16 protein-coding genes are annotated in these 17,708 nt (G+C 72.0%); 8 read left to right on the top strand and 8 right to left on the bottom strand.

What is annotated here, in order from left to right; all coding sequences use genetic code 11:
• Positions 1 to 129 precede the first annotated feature (129 nt).
• Together ACIRPK_RS32850 and rsgA are read left to right on the top strand one after the other, a co-directional pair.
• Positions 130 to 1,380 carry a YihY/virulence factor BrkB family protein gene (locus ACIRPK_RS32850; protein ID WP_403045498.1) on the top strand — a complete coding sequence of 417 codons (1,251 nt, stop codon included), beginning with the start codon at positions 130 to 132 and terminating at the stop codon, positions 1,378 to 1,380.
• A gap of 310 nt (positions 1,381 to 1,690) precedes the next feature.
• Entirely contained in the window at positions 1,691 to 2,791 is a 1,101-nt protein-coding gene (gene rsgA / locus ACIRPK_RS32845) for a ribosome small subunit-dependent GTPase A (RefSeq protein ID WP_403045495.1), read from the top strand.
• A 63-nt stretch (positions 2,792 to 2,854) separates the two neighbouring features.
• On the opposite strand, the gene ACIRPK_RS32840 is transcribed toward rsgA, so the two are convergent.
• The 4 genes from ACIRPK_RS32840 to ACIRPK_RS32825 all read right to left on the bottom strand — a co-directional run bounded on the left by ACIRPK_RS32840 (position 2,855) and on the right by ACIRPK_RS32825 (position 7,503).
• Positions 2,855 to 4,279 carry a GH1 family beta-glucosidase gene (locus tag ACIRPK_RS32840; RefSeq protein ID WP_403045493.1) on the bottom strand — a complete coding sequence of 475 codons (1,425 nt, stop codon included), beginning with the start codon at positions 4,277 to 4,279 and terminating at the stop codon, positions 2,855 to 2,857.
• Between the two features lie 32 nt (positions 4,280 to 4,311).
• Entirely contained in the window at positions 4,312 to 5,190 is an 879-nt protein-coding gene (locus tag ACIRPK_RS32835) for a carbohydrate ABC transporter permease (RefSeq protein WP_403045491.1), read from the bottom strand.
• Between the two features lie 4 nt (positions 5,191 to 5,194).
• On the bottom strand, positions 5,195 to 6,133 hold the full coding sequence (locus tag ACIRPK_RS32830; protein WP_403045489.1) for a carbohydrate ABC transporter permease: 939 nt from the start codon (positions 6,131 to 6,133) through the stop codon (positions 5,195 to 5,197).
• Positions 6,134 to 6,198: 65 nt separating this feature from the next.
• A complete protein-coding gene (locus ACIRPK_RS32825) occupies positions 6,199 to 7,503 on the bottom strand; it encodes an extracellular solute-binding protein (RefSeq protein ID WP_403045486.1) in 1,305 nt (434 codons plus the stop codon).
• A gap of 308 nt (positions 7,504 to 7,811) precedes the next feature.
• Here ACIRPK_RS32825 and ACIRPK_RS32820 point away from each other — a divergent pair, with 308 nt between their 5' ends.
• From ACIRPK_RS32820 to ACIRPK_RS32805, 4 genes are all read left to right on the top strand, one after another.
• Positions 7,812 to 10,697 carry a glycosyl hydrolase gene (locus ACIRPK_RS32820; RefSeq protein WP_403045484.1) on the top strand — a complete coding sequence of 962 codons (2,886 nt, stop codon included), beginning with the start codon at positions 7,812 to 7,814 and terminating at the stop codon, positions 10,695 to 10,697.
• A 96-nt stretch (positions 10,698 to 10,793) separates the two neighbouring features.
• On the top strand, positions 10,794 to 11,345 hold the full coding sequence (locus ACIRPK_RS32815; protein ID WP_403045481.1) for a hypothetical protein: 552 nt from the start codon (positions 10,794 to 10,796) through the stop codon (positions 11,343 to 11,345).
• Between the two features lie 111 nt (positions 11,346 to 11,456).
• Positions 11,457 to 12,026, top strand: coding sequence for an NADPH-dependent FMN reductase (locus tag ACIRPK_RS32810; protein ID WP_403045479.1), 570 nt, complete (start codon positions 11,457 to 11,459; stop codon positions 12,024 to 12,026).
• Positions 12,027 to 12,051: 25 nt separating this feature from the next.
• A complete protein-coding gene (locus ACIRPK_RS32805) occupies positions 12,052 to 12,750 on the top strand; it encodes an RraA family protein (protein ID WP_403045476.1) in 699 nt (232 codons plus the stop codon).
• Between the two features lie 91 nt (positions 12,751 to 12,841).
• Here ACIRPK_RS32805 and ACIRPK_RS32800 read toward each other — a convergent pair whose 3' ends face one another.
• The 3 genes from ACIRPK_RS32800 to ACIRPK_RS32790 are packed head-to-tail and all read right to left on the bottom strand — an operon-like array spanning position 12,842 to position 14,847.
• Complete coding sequence (locus ACIRPK_RS32800; protein ID WP_403045473.1) at positions 12,842 to 13,405, bottom strand: Fic/DOC family protein; 564 nt, start codon at positions 13,403 to 13,405, stop codon at positions 12,842 to 12,844.
• Between the two features lie 12 nt (positions 13,406 to 13,417).
• Positions 13,418 to 13,753, bottom strand: a complete 336-nt coding sequence (locus ACIRPK_RS32795; protein WP_403045471.1) for a type II toxin-antitoxin system Phd/YefM family antitoxin — start codon at positions 13,751 to 13,753, stop codon at positions 13,418 to 13,420.
• A gap of 35 nt (positions 13,754 to 13,788) precedes the next feature.
• Positions 13,789 to 14,847 carry a LacI family DNA-binding transcriptional regulator gene (locus ACIRPK_RS32790; protein ID WP_403045468.1) on the bottom strand — a complete coding sequence of 353 codons (1,059 nt, stop codon included), beginning with the start codon at positions 14,845 to 14,847 and terminating at the stop codon, positions 13,789 to 13,791.
• A gap of 201 nt (positions 14,848 to 15,048) precedes the next feature.
• Here ACIRPK_RS32790 and ACIRPK_RS32785 point away from each other — a divergent pair, with 201 nt between their 5' ends.
• Together ACIRPK_RS32785 and ACIRPK_RS32780 are read left to right on the top strand one after the other, a co-directional pair.
• Positions 15,049 to 16,593, top strand: a complete 1,545-nt coding sequence (locus ACIRPK_RS32785) for an AlkA N-terminal domain-containing protein (protein WP_403045465.1) — start codon at positions 15,049 to 15,051, stop codon at positions 16,591 to 16,593.
• Positions 16,590 to 17,093 carry a methylated-DNA--[protein]-cysteine S-methyltransferase gene (locus ACIRPK_RS32780; protein ID WP_403045463.1) on the top strand — a complete coding sequence of 168 codons (504 nt, stop codon included), beginning with the start codon at positions 16,590 to 16,592 and terminating at the stop codon, positions 17,091 to 17,093. The genes ACIRPK_RS32785 and ACIRPK_RS32780 overlap by 4 nt, the downstream gene beginning before the upstream one ends.
• Positions 17,094 to 17,125: 32 nt before the next feature.
• On the opposite strand, the gene ACIRPK_RS32775 is transcribed toward ACIRPK_RS32780, so the two are convergent.
• Entirely contained in the window at positions 17,126 to 17,671 is a 546-nt protein-coding gene (locus tag ACIRPK_RS32775; RefSeq protein ID WP_403045460.1) for a MarR family winged helix-turn-helix transcriptional regulator, read from the bottom strand.
• Between the last annotated feature and the right edge of the window lie 37 nt (positions 17,672 to 17,708).

The following is a 17,708-nucleotide window of genomic DNA, read 5'->3' as shown; positions in this document are numbered from 1 at the left end:
TCGTCCGCATAGTGGACGGAATGGTTTCACGGAGTGAGACTCCGGCGCTGCGCGGCACGCCGGGGGCGGTGGTGAGGGAGCATCAGGCGCCTCGTCGGCCCGCCGTCGTCCGACCGATACCGTAGGGGCGTGCAGCCAGCAGGGGAAACCACCAGGACAACAGCCGAGCGGCCCTCGCGACGACGGGGCAAGGGCGGGCGGCGGGCGCGGCGGTCGACGTGGCGTCAGACGGTCTGGAGCCTGATCAAGGACACCACCAACACCTGCGTCGAGTACCGGGTGACCGGCCTCGCGGCCGAGGCGGCGTTCTTCACCCTGCTCTCCATCCCCCCGCTGCTGCTCTGCCTGGCGGGCACCCTGGGCTACCTCGACGACATCCTCGGGGCCGGCACCATCGAGCGGCTGGAGGAGGACATCATCACGGCCGCCGGGACGGTGCTCTCGCCCAGCTCGGTGAACCAGACCGTCCGGCCGTTGCTCAACAGCGTGTTCGCCGACGGCGGCCGGCCCGACCTGATCTCGATCGGCTTCCTGCTCTCGCTCTGGTCCGGCTCCCGGGCGCTGTACATCTTCATCGACACCATCACGGTGATGTACGGCCTGGACGGCAAGCGCGGCCTGGTGAAGACCCGGCTGATGTCGCTCGGCCTCTACCTGGGCGCGCTGGTGATCGGCTCACTGGTGCTGCCGCTGCTGCTGACCGGCCCCGGGCTGGTGCTGAACGCGCTCCCCGAGTGGTCCGGGCTGATCGACGCGCTGTACTGGCCGGTCGCGATCACCCTGCTGATCGTCTTCCTCACCACCCTCTACCACGTGGCCGTCCCGGTCTCCACGCCCTGGCGGGAGGACATTCCCGGCGCGCTGGTGGCCCTGGTGGTGCTGGTGTTCTGCTCGGTCCTGCTGCGGATCTACCTGGTCAGCTCGGTCGAGGGGCGCTCGGTGTACGGCTCGCTGGCGGCGCCGGTGGCGGTGCTGCTGTGGATCGGCGTGGTCGCGCTCGCGGTGCTGATCGGCGCCGCGATGAACGCCGCCATAGACCGCCGCTGGCCGACCGTGCAGACCGCCGACGCCCGCGCCGAGAACGAGCGGGCCAGCGAGGAGGCGGCCGCCGCCGTGGTCCGCGAGGTCACCGCCCGGCGCGCGGTGGAGCGGGCCCGGCTGGCCCGCGAGCTCGGCCTGGCCGAGGGCGTGGAGGAGGACCTGGACGAGGACGACGACGACCACGTGCCGTCCGAGTACCCCGAGCGCTGGGCCGACTTCCTGCCGCCGGGCAACGTGCGCGGCCGGATCTCCTCCGGCGGCGCGCACCGCCGTCGCCGCCCGCCGCCGCCCCCGGACACCGACCGGCCGGCCCCGCGCAGCCCGTGGGACGGGATCTGACCGTCCGGCCTTCTCAGCATCCGAGACGACGGTCTTACCGTCCGTGCGGCCCGGAGAACCGCAGGTCAGAAACGGGATGCGCGCCCTCGGACCGGTCCGCTAGCGTGATCGTCTGTTGGCGCCCGTGGAAGAAGCGGGCCGAGTACGGAAAACAGGAGGTGAGCCTCGTGGCTGTCACCCAGGTCACGGCTGCCCAGGGCAGCTCGCGCACACACCTCTCCGTCCCGGCCGTCGGCTGACCTCGTCACAGCTCTCCACGCAGCAGCCGCCGCCCACCGGGACAGCATTCCTCCCGAAGGGCCCCACCGCGTTGCTTCACGCATCCAGCATTTCCCCTGACACCTCCGTCCTCGCCGACTACGGCTGGACTCCCGAGCTCGACGAGCTCTTCGCCCCCCTCGCCGAGGGCGGGCTCACCCCCGCGCGGATCACCCGGGTCGACCGGGGGATGTGCGACGTGCTGTTCACCGACCCAGGGTCGGGCGAGCTGTGCACCGTCCGCGCCGACATCCGGCCGGTCCGCGATCCGGACCCGGCCAACTGGGCCTGCACCGGCGACTGGGCGGGCGTCGACCTGACGGCCGCTCCGATGCCGACGGTCTCGGCCCTGCTGCCGCGTTCCACGGCGGTGATCCGCAAGACCGCGGGCAGCCGCTCGGAGGGGCAGGTGCTGGCGGCCAACGTCGACACCGTCCTGATCGCCTCCTCGCTCGCCGCCGAGCCCGACCTCGGCCGGATCGAGCGCTTCCTGGCCCTGGCCTGGGAGTCCGGCGCCCTGCCGGTGGTCGCGCTGACCAAGGCCGACCTGGTGGACGACGCCGAGTTCGTCAAGGCCGACGTCGAGCAGATCGCCCCCGGCGTGGCCGTGGTGGTGGTCAGCGCCGAGACCGGTGAGGGCATCGACGTGCTGCGGGCCTGCATGGGCAGCTCCACGGCGCTGCTCGGCCAGTCCGGTGCGGGCAAGTCGACCCTCACCAACGCGCTGATCGGCACCGAGGTGATGGCCGTTCAGCAGACCCGCTCGGTGGACGAGAAGGGCCGGCACACCACCACCACCCGGGAGCTCATCCCGCTGCCCGGCGGCGGCGTGGTGATCGACACCCCCGGCCTGCGCGGCGTCGGCCTGTTCGGCGGCGAGGGGCTGGCCCAGGCGTTCGCGGAGATCGAGGAGCTGGCGCAGGAGTGCCGGTTCCACGACTGCGGGCACCGGAGCGAGCCCGGCTGCGCGGTGCGGACCGCCGTCGCCGACGGGGTGATCTCCGAGCGGCGCTGGGAGAGCTACGAGAAGCTCCAGCGCGAGAACGAGTGGATCGCCTCGCGGACCGACGCCCGGCTGGCCGCCGAGCGGCTGAAGAAGTGGAAGTCGATCACCCGGACGCACCGCGCCATGGGCGGTTCGCCGAAGAAGTGAGCACAGCGGTGGGCCGCCGCCCCGGAGTCAGGTCCGGGGCGGCGGCCCACGTGCGTGACCGCCTCAGCGCGGCAGTCGGCCGGTGCGGATCACCTCGGCGTACCAGCGGGCGCTGTCCTTCGGCGTCCGGCGCTGGCTGGCGAAGTCGACGTGCACCATGCCGAAGCGCTTGCCGTAGCCGTACGCCCACTCGAAGTTGTCCAGCAGCGACCAGAGGAAGTAGCCGCCCACCGGCACACCGTCGGCCGCCGCCCGGCGGACCGCGTCCAGGTGCCCGTGCAGGTACGCCACCCGCTCCGGGTCGTGCACCGCGCCGGACGGGTCGCTGTAGTCGTCGTACGCGGCGCCGTTCTCGGTGACCAGCAGCGGCAGCCCGGGCAGGTCGTCGCGCAGCCGGGTGAGCAGCTCGTACAGGCCGTCCGCGTCCACCGGCCAGCCCATCGCCGTCCGGCTGCCCTCGGCGGGCAGGAAGCGCACGCCGGTGTCGGCGGGCCAGGGCGAGAGCTCGCCGGCGTGGCCGTCCTGACGCGGTGCCGGGTGCTCCGGGTCGTCGGCGGCCACCACGGTCGGCGTGTAGTAGTTGATGCCGAGCGAGTCGATCGGCCGGGAGATCTCGGCCAGGTCGCCGTCGTGGACGAAGGACCAGTCGGTCACCTCGGCCGTGTCGGCCAGCACGTCGGCCGGGTAGCTGCCGCGGAACACCGGGTCGAGGAAGATCCGGTTGGCCAGCCCGTCGATCCGGCGGGCCGCGTCCAGGTCGGCCGGATCCCCGGTCAGCGGGCGGACCGCGGCCAGGTTGAGGGTGAGCGAGACCTGCGCGGTGGCGGGCAGTTCGGCCCGCAGTGCGCCGACGCCCAGGCCGTGTGCCAGCAGCAGGTGGTGATGCGCCGTCAGCGCTTCGGCCGGGCTGGTCCGGCCGGGGGCGTGCACGCCCGAGCCGTAGCCGAGGAAGGCGCTGCACCACGGCTCGTTGAGGGTGGTCCAGGTGCCGATCCGGTCGCCCAGCCGACGGGCGGTCAGACTCGCGTACTCGGCGAACCGGTGGGTGGTGTCGCGATTCAGCCAACCTCCCTGGTCCTCCAGGGTCTGCGGCAGGTCCCAGTGGTACAGGGTGGCGACCGGGGTGATGCCGTTGGCCAGCAGCTCGTCGACCAGCCGGTCGTAGAAGTCCAGCCCGGCCTCGTTGGCCGGCCCGCTCCCGGCGGGCTGGATCCGCGGCCAGGCCAGCGAGAACCGGTAGGCGCCCAGGCCGAGTTCGGCCATCAGCGCGACGTCCTCGCGGTAGCGGTGGTAGTGGTCCGCGGCGATGTCGCCGGTGTCGCCGTTGCGGACCTTGCCGGGGATCCGGCTGAAGGTGTCCCAGATCGACGGGGTGCGGCCGCCCTCGGCGGCGGCGCCCTCGATCTGGTACGCGGCGGTGGCCGCGCCCCAGACGAAGCCGGTGGGAAAGTCGGTACGGACGGGGGCCGGCAGGGCTTCTACGGACATGTCGCCTTCCATGGGTACTCAGAGTAGGTGGGTCAGCCCTTGACGGCGCCCTGCATGATGCCGCCGACGATCTGACGGCCCAGCAGGGCGAACACCACCAGCACCGGGAGGGTGCCGATCAGGGTGCCGGCCATGATGATCGACTGGTCCGGGACGTAGCCCTGGCCGAGCGACTTGAGGGCGACCTGGACGGTGGGGTTCTGCGAACTCAGCGCCACGACCGGCCAGAAGAAGTCGTTCCAGGTGGCCATGAAGGTGAGCATGCCCAGCACCGCCATCCCGGGACGGGCCACCGGCAGCACGATCGACCGGAAGATCCGCAGGCTCGACGCGCCGTCCATCCGGCCCGCCTCGATCAGCTCGTCCGGCAGCGCCTGGACCAGGAACTGCCGCATGAAGAAGACCCCGAAGGCGGAGACCAGCGCGGGCAGGATCACCGAGGGCAGCTTGTTCTGCAGGTCGAGCTTCACGATCACCATGAACAGCGGGATCACCCCGAGCTGCGGCGGGATCATCATCGTGCCCACCGTGATCGCCAGCAGCAACCCCCGCCCCCGGAACCGGAGTTTGGCGAAGGCGAAGCCGGCCAGCGTGGAGGAGAGCACCACCCCGGCGGTGACCGCGGCCGAGACGATCAGCGAGTTCACCAGCGCGGTGCCGATGGCGGCCTGGTCGAGCGCCGCACCGATGTTGTGGAACAGGTTCGGGCCCGGGGTGAGTGCCGGAGTGGCCGAGCTGAGTTCGGAGTTGGAGCGGCTCGCGGCCACCAGCGTCCAGTAGAACGGGAACACGAAGGCCAGCGTGGCGGCGATCAGCACGCCGTAGGCCAGCGGGCCGCCGTGCAGCGGTGAGCGCGCCTTGCGGGCCGAACTCCGCTCGCGGACGGCGGGCTTGGGCAGGACGTGGGTCATCGGGTCACCGGTCCGTACGGTTGCGCCGGGCCGCGACGGCCGCGTTGGCCAGGGCCAGTACGACGATCAGCAGGAACATCACCCAGGCCACGGCGGCGGCCCGGCCCAGGTGGAAGAAGGTCCAGCCCTGCTCGTACAGGTAGAGCCCGAGGGTCTGGTACTGGTGCGAGATGCCGCCGCCCGAGTTGCCCTCGTAGAGCAGCGGTTCGCCGAACAGCTGGGTCGCGCCGATGGTGGAGACCACCACGGTGAAGACGATGGTCGGCCGCAGCCCGGGCACGGTGATGTGCCGGAACTGCTGCCAGCGCGAGGCGCCGTCCACCGCCGCCGACTCGTACAGCTCCTGCGGGATGGACTGCATGCCGGCCAGGTAGATCAGCGCGTTGTAGCCGGTCCACCGCCAGGTGACGATCAGCGAGACGCCGAACTGCGAGGCCCAGGTGTTCGCCTGCCAGTCGACCGGGCTCAACCCCACGGTGGAGAGCACCCAGTTGATCAGCCCGTAGTCCCGGCCGAACAGCTGGGCGAAGACCAGGGTGGCCGCCGCGACCGAGGTCGCGTACGGCATCAGCATCGCGACCCGGAAGAAGGTCCGGCCGCGCAGGCGGTAGTTGAGCAGATGGGCCAGGCCGAGCGCGAGCAGCAGCTGCGGGACGGTGGAGAGCAGCCCGATGGTGAAGGTGTTGCGCAGCGCGTTCCAGAAGAACGGGTCCTCGAACAGCCGGGTGTAGTTCTGGAAGCCCAGCCAGTCCATCCGCTCCGAGGTCTGCAGCTCCACCCGGTGCAGCGACACGTAGGCGGTGTACAGCAGCGGGAACAGGCCGAAGGCCGCGAACAGGACGAAGAACGGGGCGAGGAAGCCGTACGGGGCGAGCCGGGCCCCGCGGCGCGGCCGGGTGGCCGCGCGCCGCGAGCCGGGCAGCGGGGCGGAGAGAGTGGCCATGGTGGTCCTTCGGTGGTCACTCCGGCCCGGGGCGGGCAGCGCCCCGGGCCGGAGTTGATCGGGCGTCAGTTGCCGCTGGCCTTCTTGACGTTGTCCAGCGCGTGCTGCCAGGCGGTGGCCGGGGCGGTGTTGGTCCGCTCCACCTCGCCGAGGGCGTCGGTGAACGCCTTGCCGACCACGCCGTCCTCGGTGCCGAGCACCTGGGCGGGCATGTTGGCGGCCGCCTCGCTGAAGATCTCGCCGATCGGGGCGTTGTTGAAGTAGGCGTCCTTGACCGACTTGATCTCGCCCTGCGCACCGGTGCTGGACGGGAAGGAGCCCTGCTTGGTGAACAGCTTGACCTGCTGGTCCTTGCCGTTCAGCCACTTGATCAGCTCGGCGGCCTGCTTCGGGTGCTTGGCGGTCCTCGGCACGGCCAGGTAGGCACCGCCCCAGTTGCCGGTCTTGCCCGGGCCGGCCGCGATGTCCCACTTGCCGGCGAAGGCGTCGCCCGCCTGGCCCTTGATGTAGCCGATCATCCAGGCCGGGCAGCTCAGGGTGGCGAACTTGCCGGTGCTGAACGCCTTGTTCCACTCCGGGGTCCACTGCGGCAGCTTGGCCGAGAGGCCGTCGGCGACCAGGCTGGTGGCGTCCGCCCAGGCGCTCTGCACCGCCGGGCTGCTCTCGTGCACGGCCTTGCCGCTCTCGTCCGCGTAGCGCACCTTCTGCTGGCCGACCTCGGCGGTGAACATGCCCGCCGCGCTGTCGGTCCAGGCGTCGCCGGGCTTGGCCTTGGCGACGTACTCCTTGCCGAGGGCCAGGTAACCGCCCCAGGTCGCCCACTTGGCGGCGAGCTCGGTACGGTCGGTCGGCAGCCCGGCCTGCTTGAACAGGTCGGTGCGGAAGCAGACCGCCTCCGGGCCGATGTCGGTGCCCGCGCCGAGCACCTTGCCGTCGGCGGTCTTCACGGCGGCGGCCTTCCACGGCACCAGGCCGTCGTTGACGTCACCGGCGCCGAGCGTCCGCAGGTCGGTGAACTTGTCCGCCTGCTTCTGCATCACGCTGGCGATCCGGCCGACCTCCAGGCCCTGCACGTCGGCCAGGCCGCCGCCGCCGGCCAGCTTGGTCTGCAGCGCCTGCCAGTACTGGCCCTCGTCCTGGGTGTCGCTCTGCTTGACGGTGATGTTCGGGTGCAGCTTCATGTACTCGTCGTAGAGGCCGGCCTCCTTGAACCCGAAGGTGCCGAACAGGTCGACGGTCAGCGTCACCTTCTCGTTCGCGTCCTGCGCACCGGTGGTGCTGCCGGAACCGCAGGCGGAGAGGAGCAGAGTGGCGGCGAGAGCGGCGCTGCCGACGGTCACGGCGGTGCGGCGGGCTCTGAAGGGGCGCATGCGGATGCCTCCTGGCGCGGCTGAGTGGAGTTCGAGCAGTGGTGCCGAGCTGATCCGAGAGGCTCTCTGAGAGCGCTCTCAATCGCTGGGAGGAGCGTGCCGGGTGCGCCGTACTCCCGTCAAGTGCCCGAAACCTGAACGTAATCTCCGGGTGGGAGCCCGTCCTGCTTTCGAGAGCTGAAGTCGGCCGGGTTGCGCCCGATCGCGTTCAGAGCGTTGACACCCCTTGTCGGGCGCCTCTACCGTCCGGGTCTTGAGGGCGAACTGAGAGCGCTCTCATCCCCCCACTCCCACCCGAGGTGTCAGACATGAAGCCGCCACGCGCTCGGTCCCCGAGACGTCTGGTCCGCCCGGCCGCCGCCCTCACCGCGATCGCGCTCACCGCCGCCGCGCTCACCGCCACGGTCGGTGCCTCCCCCGCCTCCGCCGCCACCGTCAAGGTCGGGCTCGGTGGGTACGCCGACACCCGCCCGGCGGGCACCATCGGCCCGAGCAACTCCGACGGCGCACCGCTCACGCCCAAGGTGACCGCGCGGATGGCCGGCCAGGCCGTTCCCACCAACGACTGGTGGTCCTCGCTGGTCTTCCAGCGCTACGCGGGCAACCCCTACTCGGAGAACCTGTACGCCCACCCGTTCACGTTCAAGGCCGCCGCAGGCGGTCTGGAGGTCGGCTACCCCACCAACCCGACCATCACCCCGGACGGGCGCCAGTACGACTTCACCCACACCAAGGACCTCACCGTCGGCGTGGCCGGGCTGAACGCTCCCGACACCAAGGTGGACGGCTGGACCGACTGGACCGTCACCCCGCAGTGGACCGACGGTGCGCACACGCTCTCGGCCACCATCGGCCACGGCCTGCCCTACGTCTACGCGCACGCCACCGGCGGCGCGGCGCAGATCACCGCGGTCGGCACCCCGACCGTCTTCGCCAACCAGGGCAACGTGCTGGGCATCACCGTCGGGGGCCACCACTACGGCCTGTTCGCTCCGACGGGCACCAGCTGGAACGTGAACGGCACCGTGCTGAGCGCCGCGCTCGGCGCCAAGGACTACTACTCGGTCGCCGTGCTGCCCTCGCCGAACGACCTGGCGCTGTTCCGCACCTACGCGTACAGCTTCGTCACCGACACCAAGGTGGCCTGGAACTACAACGCGGGCTCGGTGACGACCAGTTACACCGCCACCACGACCGCCCAGGAGGGCAGTCAGACCGGCACCCTGCTGGCGCTCTACCCGCACCAGTGGAAGGCCGCCACCGACCCGCTGACCGCGCTCACCTACACTTCGCCGCGCGGACAGATGAAGGTCCGTCAGGGCAGCGGCTTCAGCACCACCATGAAGGCCGACGCCATCCTGCCCTCGCTGCCGGACGTCGGCAGTCAGGACAAGGCCGCACTCGGGGCGATGGTCCGCGAGGTGGCCAACTCCGCCGATCCCTTCATGGGCGCCACCGACACCTACTGGACCGGCAAGGCGCTCGCCCGGCTCGGGCAACTGGTCCCGATCGCCGACCAGTTGGGTGACACCGCGACCCGGGACAAGCTGCTCGGGCTGATGAAGGGCCGGTTGCAGACCTGGTTCGCCGGCACCGGCTCGACGGCCTTCGCGTACGACAACGTCTGGAAGACGCTGATCGGCTACCCGGCCTCCTACGGCAGCGACGGCGAGCTGAACGACCACCACTTCCACTACGGCTACTACATCCAGGCCGCCGCCACGGTGGCCCGCTACGACGCCGCCTGGGCCGCCGACTCGGCCTGGGGCGGGATGGTCAAGCTGCTCGCCAAGGATGCCGCCAACGCCGACCGGGCCGACACCCGCTTCCCGTGGCTGCGCAGCTTCGACCCGTACGCGGGCCACGGCTGGGCGGCCGGCCACGCCGCCTTCGCCGCCGGGAACAACGAGGAGTCCTCCTCCGAGTCGCTCAACTTCAGTGCCGGGCTGATCCTCTACGGCTCGGCGACCGGTGACACCGCGCTGCGCGACCTCGGCATCTACCTCTACACCACCGAGTCGCGGGCGGTCGAGCAGTACTGGTTCAACGCCGACCAGTCCGCCTTCCCGGCCGGCTTCGGCCACCAGACGGCCGGCATGGTCTGGGGCAGCGGCGCCGCGTACTCCACTTGGTGGACCGCCAGCCCCGGCATGATCCACGGCATCAACTACCTGCCGATCACCGGTGGTTCGCTCTACCTGGCGCGCCGGCAGGACGACATCAAGGCCAACCTGGCCGAGTACAAGGCGAACAACGGCGGGGTGTTCACCGACTGGCGGGACCTGGCCTGGGAGTTCCAGGCGCTGGCCGACCCGGCCGCCGCCAAGGCCAACTGGGACGCGGGCAAAGACGGTTACACCCCCGAGGAGGGCGAGTCCAAGGCGCACACCTACCACTGGATCCTCAACCTCGCCGCCCTTGGCACCCTCGACCCGGCGACCACCTCCGACCAGCCGACCTCGGCGGTTTTCGTCAACGGTGGCACCCGCTCCCACGTCGCGCACAACTACTCGACGGCGGCGCGGGCGGTGCACTTCTCGGACGGCTACACGCTCACCGTGCCGGCCAGGTCCACCGCGAGCGAGCGGGGCAGCTTCCAGGACGGCGGGTCGGGCGGGACCCCGTCGCCCTCGCCGATGCCCTCCTCTTCCCCCTCGCCCTCACCTTCGCCGTCCCCGTCCACGTCGGTGCCGCCCACCAGCGGCAGCACCTTCCGTCTCCAGCCCGGCGGCGGCCTGACCACCGCCTACGGCACCGGCGCCACCGCCAGCACCATCGCCTCGGGCGGTGGCACCAACCACGACGGGACGCCGTACCAGCCCACCGTGTACGAGCTGCGCAACGTCAACGGGACCCTGCGGGCTGGCGCCGCAACGGAGTTCGACCTCTTCCTGGACGCGGGGACGGCGGTCGGCCTCGGCCAGCAGGTCCGGATCTCCTACGACCTGACCGGCAACGGGAGCTTCGACCGGGTCGAGACCTACCGCTACTTCGCCACCGATCCGGTGACGGGCTGGGAACGCTACTCGGCGACCGCCGGTCTCGCCTCGGCCACCGGCAGCCTCGGCAACCTGGCCAACGGGACGGTGCGGGTGGAGGTCTGGTCCGCGATCGGCAACGGCCCGGCCCAGCTCCGGACCGGCGCCACCCAGGCGCAGGGGAACGTCTCGGAGCTGCGGATCCCGTTCAACTGATCGGCTCCGCCCGGTGACCGGCCTCCGGCAGCTGCCGGAGGCCGGTCACCGGGAGGGCATGATCCAATAGTGCCTCGGACTGTCGAGGGGTGGGCGATGCGACGCAGGGCGTTCCTGGCGGTACCGGCGGTGCTGGCGGCCGGCTGCGGCAGTGGTGGGTCCGGCGGAGCGGCGAAGCCGTCGGTGGAGCCGGAACTGTCGACCAGCACTGACGAGTTGACCAAGCTGCTGCCGAAGCTGGGCCCGATCACCGCCGCGCTCTGGCGGGAACGGTCCTCGAACGAGGGTGGGTCGGACCGGTCCGTTCCCGGCCCGACGGATCTCTTCCTGCACGCGCTGATCCGTCTGGCCCCGGGCGGGGTGGCCACCCTGACGGCGGGTCGGCATCCGGTCCCGGCTCAGCCCCGCTCCGGGACGGGGCAGCTCGCCATCCCGGCCGCGATGGTCGCGGCCTTCCCACTCGGCGCCCGCTGGGTGGCGGACCCGGAGCTGAGCAGGCAGGTGGTGGCTGCGGAGAGCACCAGGGAGCTCTACCTCGACCCGGCCTCGGACACCGGCTACCTGTTCGCCGTCAAGGCGTCCGCCCCCGGGTCGGCGATGGTGGACCAGAACGGCGCCACCGTCCCTCCGGCGCCGTCGAAGAGCTGACGACCGGGCTGGGCCGGGCGGGACTGGGCTGGGCCGGGCGGGTGAGTCGGGTCGCCGGCCGGGCGGGTGCTGGGGCACGATGCTCCGGGGGCCTTCCGGAAAGGGACTCGTGTGACCACGTATCAGGTCGGGTATTTCGTCGGCAGCCTGTCCGAGAAGTCGATCAACCGGGTACTGTCCCGGGCGCTGATCCGGCTGGCGCCGGCGGAGCTGGAGTTCCGGGAGATCCCGATCAAGGACCTGCCGCTCTACAACCACGACTTCGACGCGGACTACCCGCCGGAGGGCCGGGCGCTCAAGGAGGCGATCGCCGCCTCGCAGGCGCTGCTGTTCGTCACCCCCGAGTACAACCGGGGCATCCCCGGCGCGTTGAAGAACGCGATCGACTGGGCCAGCCGCCCGTGGGGCACCAACTCCTTCACCCACAAGCCCTCGGCGGTGATCGGCGCCTCGCCCGGCAAGATCGGCACCGCCGTGGCGCAGCAGAGCCTGCGGTCCGCGCTGAGCTTCTGCAACGCCCCGCAGATGTCCGCCCCGGAGGCGTACATCCAGTTCACGCCGGGCCTGTTCGGTGACGACGGCGAGGTGACCGACCCGAACACGCAGCAGTTCCTCGGCGACTTCATGGCCGACTTCAAGACCTTCGTCGAACGGGTGTTGACGGTACTTCCGTCCCAGTGACCTTACGGCGTGGCAGAGTTCGGGTATGACGCACCGTGAGCTGTTCGCCTCACTGTCCACGCCGCTGGTCGCCGACGCCTGTGTCCGGCTCGGAGTGCCGCTGCGGGTGGCGCCACCGGGCATCGGCGCGGTGGTGCCCGGGCAGCGGGTGGCCGGCCGGGTGCTGCCGGTCCGGCACTACGGCAGCGTGGACGTCTTCCTGGAGGCGTTCGGCGAGGTCGGCCCCGGGGACGTGCTGGTGATCGACAACGGTGGGCGGACGGACGAAGCCTGCGTGGGCGACCTGGCGGTGCTGGAGGCCGGGGTGGCCGGGCTGTCCGGCGTGGTGATCTGGGGGCAGCACCGGGACACCCCCGAGCTGGTCGAGATCGGCCTGCCGGTGTTCAGCTACGGCGCCTGTCCGCTCGGTCCGGTCCGGTTGGCCGAGCGGGAGCCGGAGGCGCTGCTCAGCGCCCGGTTCGGCGCGCACACGCTGACTGCCGAGGACGTCGCCTTCGGCGACCGGGACGGCGTGCTGTTCGTGCCCGCCGCCCGCGCCGCCGAGGTGCTGGACACGGCGGCGGGCATCCACGTCACCGAACGCGCGCAGGCCGAAAAGATCAGGGCGGGGGAGACCCTGCGTCGGCAGACCGCCTTCGACGACTACCTGACCCGCCGCGCGGCCGACCCGGCCTACACCTTCCGCCGGCACCTGCGGGAGCTCGGCGGCGCGATCGAGGTCTGATCCCGAGCGACGGCCACTCGTTGCCCAGCGGCTGTCGACGAGTTCTGCTGCCGCTGCGCGCGACACGATCGTGTCCGGGAATGGTCGAGGATCAGCTCACCAGGTCGTCGACCATTTTGTGGAGCAGAGTGTTGTCGCCCTGGAAGCTGCGGATCGAGGCCAGCTGGTTCTCGGCCGGATCGAGGTTGTCCCAGGAGAGCAACCAGTCGGACTCCGAAGCCAGTTGGCCGAGAAAGGCCCTCTGAGCTCGGCCGTTTCCCTCCCGGAACGGGTGCAGCGCGTTGATGTCGCCGTACAGCTCGGTGAGGGTGTCCACCAGATCGGAGCGGGAGGCTGCGGCGAGCTGGGCGGGTGAGGGTGCCCGGGAGAAGATCTCGTCTGCGTAGGGCTCGAGGTTCCGCAGCGGGCAGAAGCCGGTGTGCTTCGAGATCTCGACCGTCCGAAGTTTGCCGGCCCAGGCGTAGACGAGTCCGAACACCGCCTGGTGAACTGCGCGCAGATGGGCCAGGTCGAACCGGCCGGGAACCGGGTGCTCAGCGATCCGGCTGAGGGTGGCCCTGGTGATGTCGGCCTCGGCAGCTGCGAGCTGCGCAGCATCGTCGATGCCCAGGAGGTTGCGCAGAGTGCCGTTCGGCAGCGCGTAGGGATCGCTCATCAGGCCCGTCGTTCAGGGCTGGCCGACACGGTGGCGGGCGACGGCTCGGGCGACCAGCTCGTCCGCGTCGATGCTGCCACGGACGTACTCGTCGGTGTCGGCGTCGGAGGCTGCGGAGGGCTGCAGCCCCTCTGCGCGAACGGAGCCCGTGGCGGAAGCGGCGCCGGCCCGGCGCCGGGCTCCGGTGAGCTCCTCGTAGAGCGCGATCGACATCAGCACACCCTGGGGCTTCCGGTGCGCGCCGATGACGACCGGCGCTGCTGTCGGGCCCTCCAAGGCAAGGGTGCCGAGTATCTGGGAGAGCTGCGTTCGCGCGTCGCTGACGGAAATGATCTCCTGGATCTCCATCTCCTTACCGTACCGAAATCTGTACAGATTTCCAGTCAGGCGGACTCGCGGCGGATCAGCCGGGTCGGGGTGATCACCGAGGTGGGGGCGAGCGGCTGGGCCGGGGTGGCCAGGCGGCGGAGCAGCAGGCGGGCCATCAGGCGGCCCATCTCCTCGATGTCCTGGCGGATGGTGGTGAGCGGGGGGTCGGTCCAGGCGGCGATCGACTCGACGTCGTCGAAGCCGACCAGGGCGACGTCCTCGGGGATCCGGCGGCCGTGGGCCCGGAGCACCCGCAGGGCGCCTGAGGCCATCGCGTCGGAGGCGGCGAAGACGGCGTCCAGGTCGGGCCGTCTGGCCAGGAGTTCGGTCATCGCGCGACCGCCGCCGTCCGGGGTGAAGTCGCCCTCGGCGATCAGGGCGGGGTCGCCGTCGGGGATCAGGTCGCGGTAGCCGTCGAGGCGGTCGGTGGAGGAGGTCTGGTCGAGCGGGCCGGTGATGGTGGCGATCCGGGTGCGGCCCAGCGAGCGCAGGTGCTGGACGGCCGTCCGGGCGCCGCCCCGGTTGTCGCTGTCGACGTAGACCAGCTCGCGGTCGGACTCGGCACCCGGCCAGCCGGGGCGGCCGCCGATCACCGTGGGCAGACCGACCCGGCGGGCCATCTCGGGCAGCGGGTCGCTCCGGTGCAGCGAGAACAGCAGCGCGCCGTCCACGTGGCCGCCGGCCAGGTAGCGGCCGACCCGCTCGTAGTCCTGCTGGGCCTCGATCAGCAGCAGCACCATCTGGTTGTCGGCGGCGGAGAGCTCCCGGCTGATGCCGCGCAGGTGCTGGGCGAAGAACGGGTCGGAGAACAGCCGGCTCTCGGGCTCGGCCACCACCACGGCGACGGCGTGGTTCCGCCGGGTGACCAGGGTGCGGGCGGCGAGGTTCGGGGCGTAGCCGAGCTCGTCGACCGCCTGCTGGACCTTCTCCCGCAACGCCTCGCGGACCCCGGTCCCGCCGTTCACCACCCGGGAGGCGGTGGCCCGGGAGACACCGGCCCGTTCGGCGACGGACTCCAGGGTCGGACGGTGGAGGGCGCCGGCCGGCTGGGCCTCGGGCTGCGGCTGGGCCACTGCGGACTCCTCGGGCTACGGGGGATGGGTGGGGCGGTGGGCTTGTCAGTGCAGAGCTTATCTGGTGGGGGGAATGATTGAGAGCGCTCCCAGGCACCGTCCGGTGCGGTCTGGTGGAGTCGGCGCGCATGATCGTCAGGTCCGACCTGGGCGTCGCATTTCCGCCAGTCGACGGGTCCGGAGTGCCGCAGACTGGAGTGCGTGACCGAGACTCTGACCGACGACGACACCCGCTACCGGGCGGTGGACAGCCGGGACTCCCGTTTCGACGGGGTGTTCTTCACGGCTGTCAGCAGCACCGGTATCTACTGCCGGCCGAGCTGCCCCGCGGTGACTCCGAAGCGGGTCAACTGCACGTTCTACCCGACCGCGGCGGCCGCCCAGGGCGCGGGCTACCGGGCCTGCCGCCGGTGCCGCCCCGACTCGGTGCCGGGGTCACCGGAGTGGAACCACCGGGCCGACCTGGTCGGCCGGGCGATGCGGCTGATCGGGGACGGCGTGGTGGACCGCGAAGGCGTCTCCGGCCTGGCCCAGCGGCTCGGGTACAGCTCGCGGCAGGTGCAGCGGCAGCTGACCGCCGAGCTCGGCGCCGGGCCGATCGCGCTGGCCAGGGCGCAGCGCGCGCAGACCGCCCGGTTGCTCCTGCAGACCACCGCGCTCCCGGTCACCGAGATCGCGTTCGCGGCCGGCTTCTCCTCGGTACGGCAGTTCAACGACACCGTCCGGGAGGTCTACGACCGCACCCCGAGCGGCCTGCGGGCCGAGACCAACGGCCACCGCAAGGGCACCGCGACACCCGGTTCGATCGGGCTCCGGCTGGCGTACCGGGGTGCGCTCGACAGTGACCACCTGCTGGACTTCCTGGCCCTGCGCGCGGTGCCCGGCGTCGAGGAGGTGGTGCCCGGCGCGGCGCCCGGTGTCCGCACCTACCGGCGGACGCTGGCGCTCCCGTACGGCCACGCGATCGCCGAGGTGGACGGCCTGGCCGCCGGTGACCCGGCGCACCGGGGCTGGCTGGACTGCCGGCTCCAGCTCACCGACCTGCGGGACCTGACCACCGCCGTGCACCGGCTCCGGGCGCTGTTCGACCTGGACGCCGACCCGGACGCGGTGGACGGCCAGCTCGGTGCCGACCCGCTGCTCGGCGATCTGGTGCGGGCCCGCCCCGGCGTGCGCTCGCCGGGGCACGTCGACCCGCACGAGCTCGCGGTCCGCGCCGTCCTCGGCCAGCAGATCACCGTGGCGGCCGCCCGGACCCTGGCCGCCCGGCTGAGCGAGCGGTACGGCGTCGCGCTGCCCGAGCCGAGTGGCGGTCTGCGGCTGCTGTTCCCGGTCGCCGGGGCGCTGGCGGAGGCCGACTCCGCCGATCTGGCGATGCCGGACGCCCGCCGCCGTGCCCTGCGCGGACTCTGCGCGGCGCTGGCCGAGGGCACCGTCCGGCTGGACGGCGGCGTGGACCGGGAGGCCGCCGCCGCCGACCTACTCGCCCTGCCGGGCATCGGCCCCTGGACGGTGGGTTACCTGCGGATGCGCGCGCTGGCCGATCCGGACGTCTTCCTGCCGAGCGATGTCGGCGTCAAGCACGGTCTGCAACGGCTCGGCCACCCGGGCGACCCCAGGGCGGCGGCACTGGCGGGTGCGGCCTGGGCGCCGTGGCGCTCGTACGCGGTGCACCGGCTGTGGGCCTCGCTGACTCCCGTGGCGGGCGCGAAGGTTGACGACGTGTCGGAAGGAGTGCGGGCATGACCACGGTGTTCACGACGATGGAGAGCCCGCTGGGCCGGCTGCTGCTCACCGGCACCGTGGAGCCGGACGGTTCGTTCGCGCTCCAGGCGGTCACCGCGCCCGGCCAGAAGGGCGCCCGGGACGAACCGGCCGACGGCTGGCTGCACGACCCGGAGGCGTTCGCGGCCGTGATCGAGCAGCTCGACGCCTACTTCGCGGGGGAGTCGACCACCTTCGACCTTCCGCTGGCACCGGTGGGCACCGAGTTCCGGCGGCGGATCTGGGCCGCGCTGGCCGAGATCCCGTACGGCGAGACGGTCACCTACGGCGAACTGGGCGCGCTGGCGGGCCAACCGCCGACGGCCGTCCGCGCGGTGGGCGGTGCGGTCGGGGCCAATCCGCTGCTGGTGATCCTGCCCTGCCACCGGGTGCTCGGCGCGAACGGCGCGCTGACCGGCTTCGCGGCGGGCATCGACCGGAAGCGGCACCTGCTGGCGCTGGAGCGGGGCTCGCTGTTCTGAGCCGCTGTCAGCCGATCCGGGGTCAGCGGGGCTCAGGGCGCGGTGCCGCCGGACAGGGCCTTGGCGAGCAGCTCCAGGGCGGGCAGGGCGTGCATGACGGCCTCCCGGTCGGTGGCCGGGAGGCTCTCCAGGGCGGCGGCGAGGCGGCGCTCGTGGGCGTGCTGCCAGTCGTGGAGCTGCTGGTGCCCGGCCTCGGTGAGCGCGATCCGGGCGGTGCGGCGGTCGCCGGGGTCGGGCTGGCGGTCGACGAAACCGGCCTCCAGGAGCTTGCCGATCAGGCCGCTGACGGTGTTGGGGGCGAGGCGCTGACGGGCCGCCAGCTCGCCGACCCGGAGCGGTGCGGCGGCCAGTGTCTGGAGCAGCTCGACCTGGGCCATCGGCAGCGACTCCCAGGGGTAGTCGGTGCGGATGCTGCTGCGCAGGGCGCGGCGGAGCCGGGTGATCACGTCGGTCAGTCGCTGGGCCCGCGCGACGGCCGCGGCCTCCTCGAGGGCCGACCCGCCGTCCGCGACCGTCCCGCCGTCCGCCGGATCGGGGAGGTGGCCGGCGGTCGGATCGGGGTTGGGCTGCGACGACATGGGCGACAGCGTAGCGCGCGGGGTCCGTACACCTGTC

The organism is Kitasatospora sp. NPDC101801 (genome assembly GCF_044766665.1).
GTDB lineage: Bacteria > Actinomycetota > Actinomycetes > Streptomycetales > Streptomycetaceae > Kitasatospora.
This window is presented reverse-complemented; position numbering and strand designations above follow the sequence as displayed.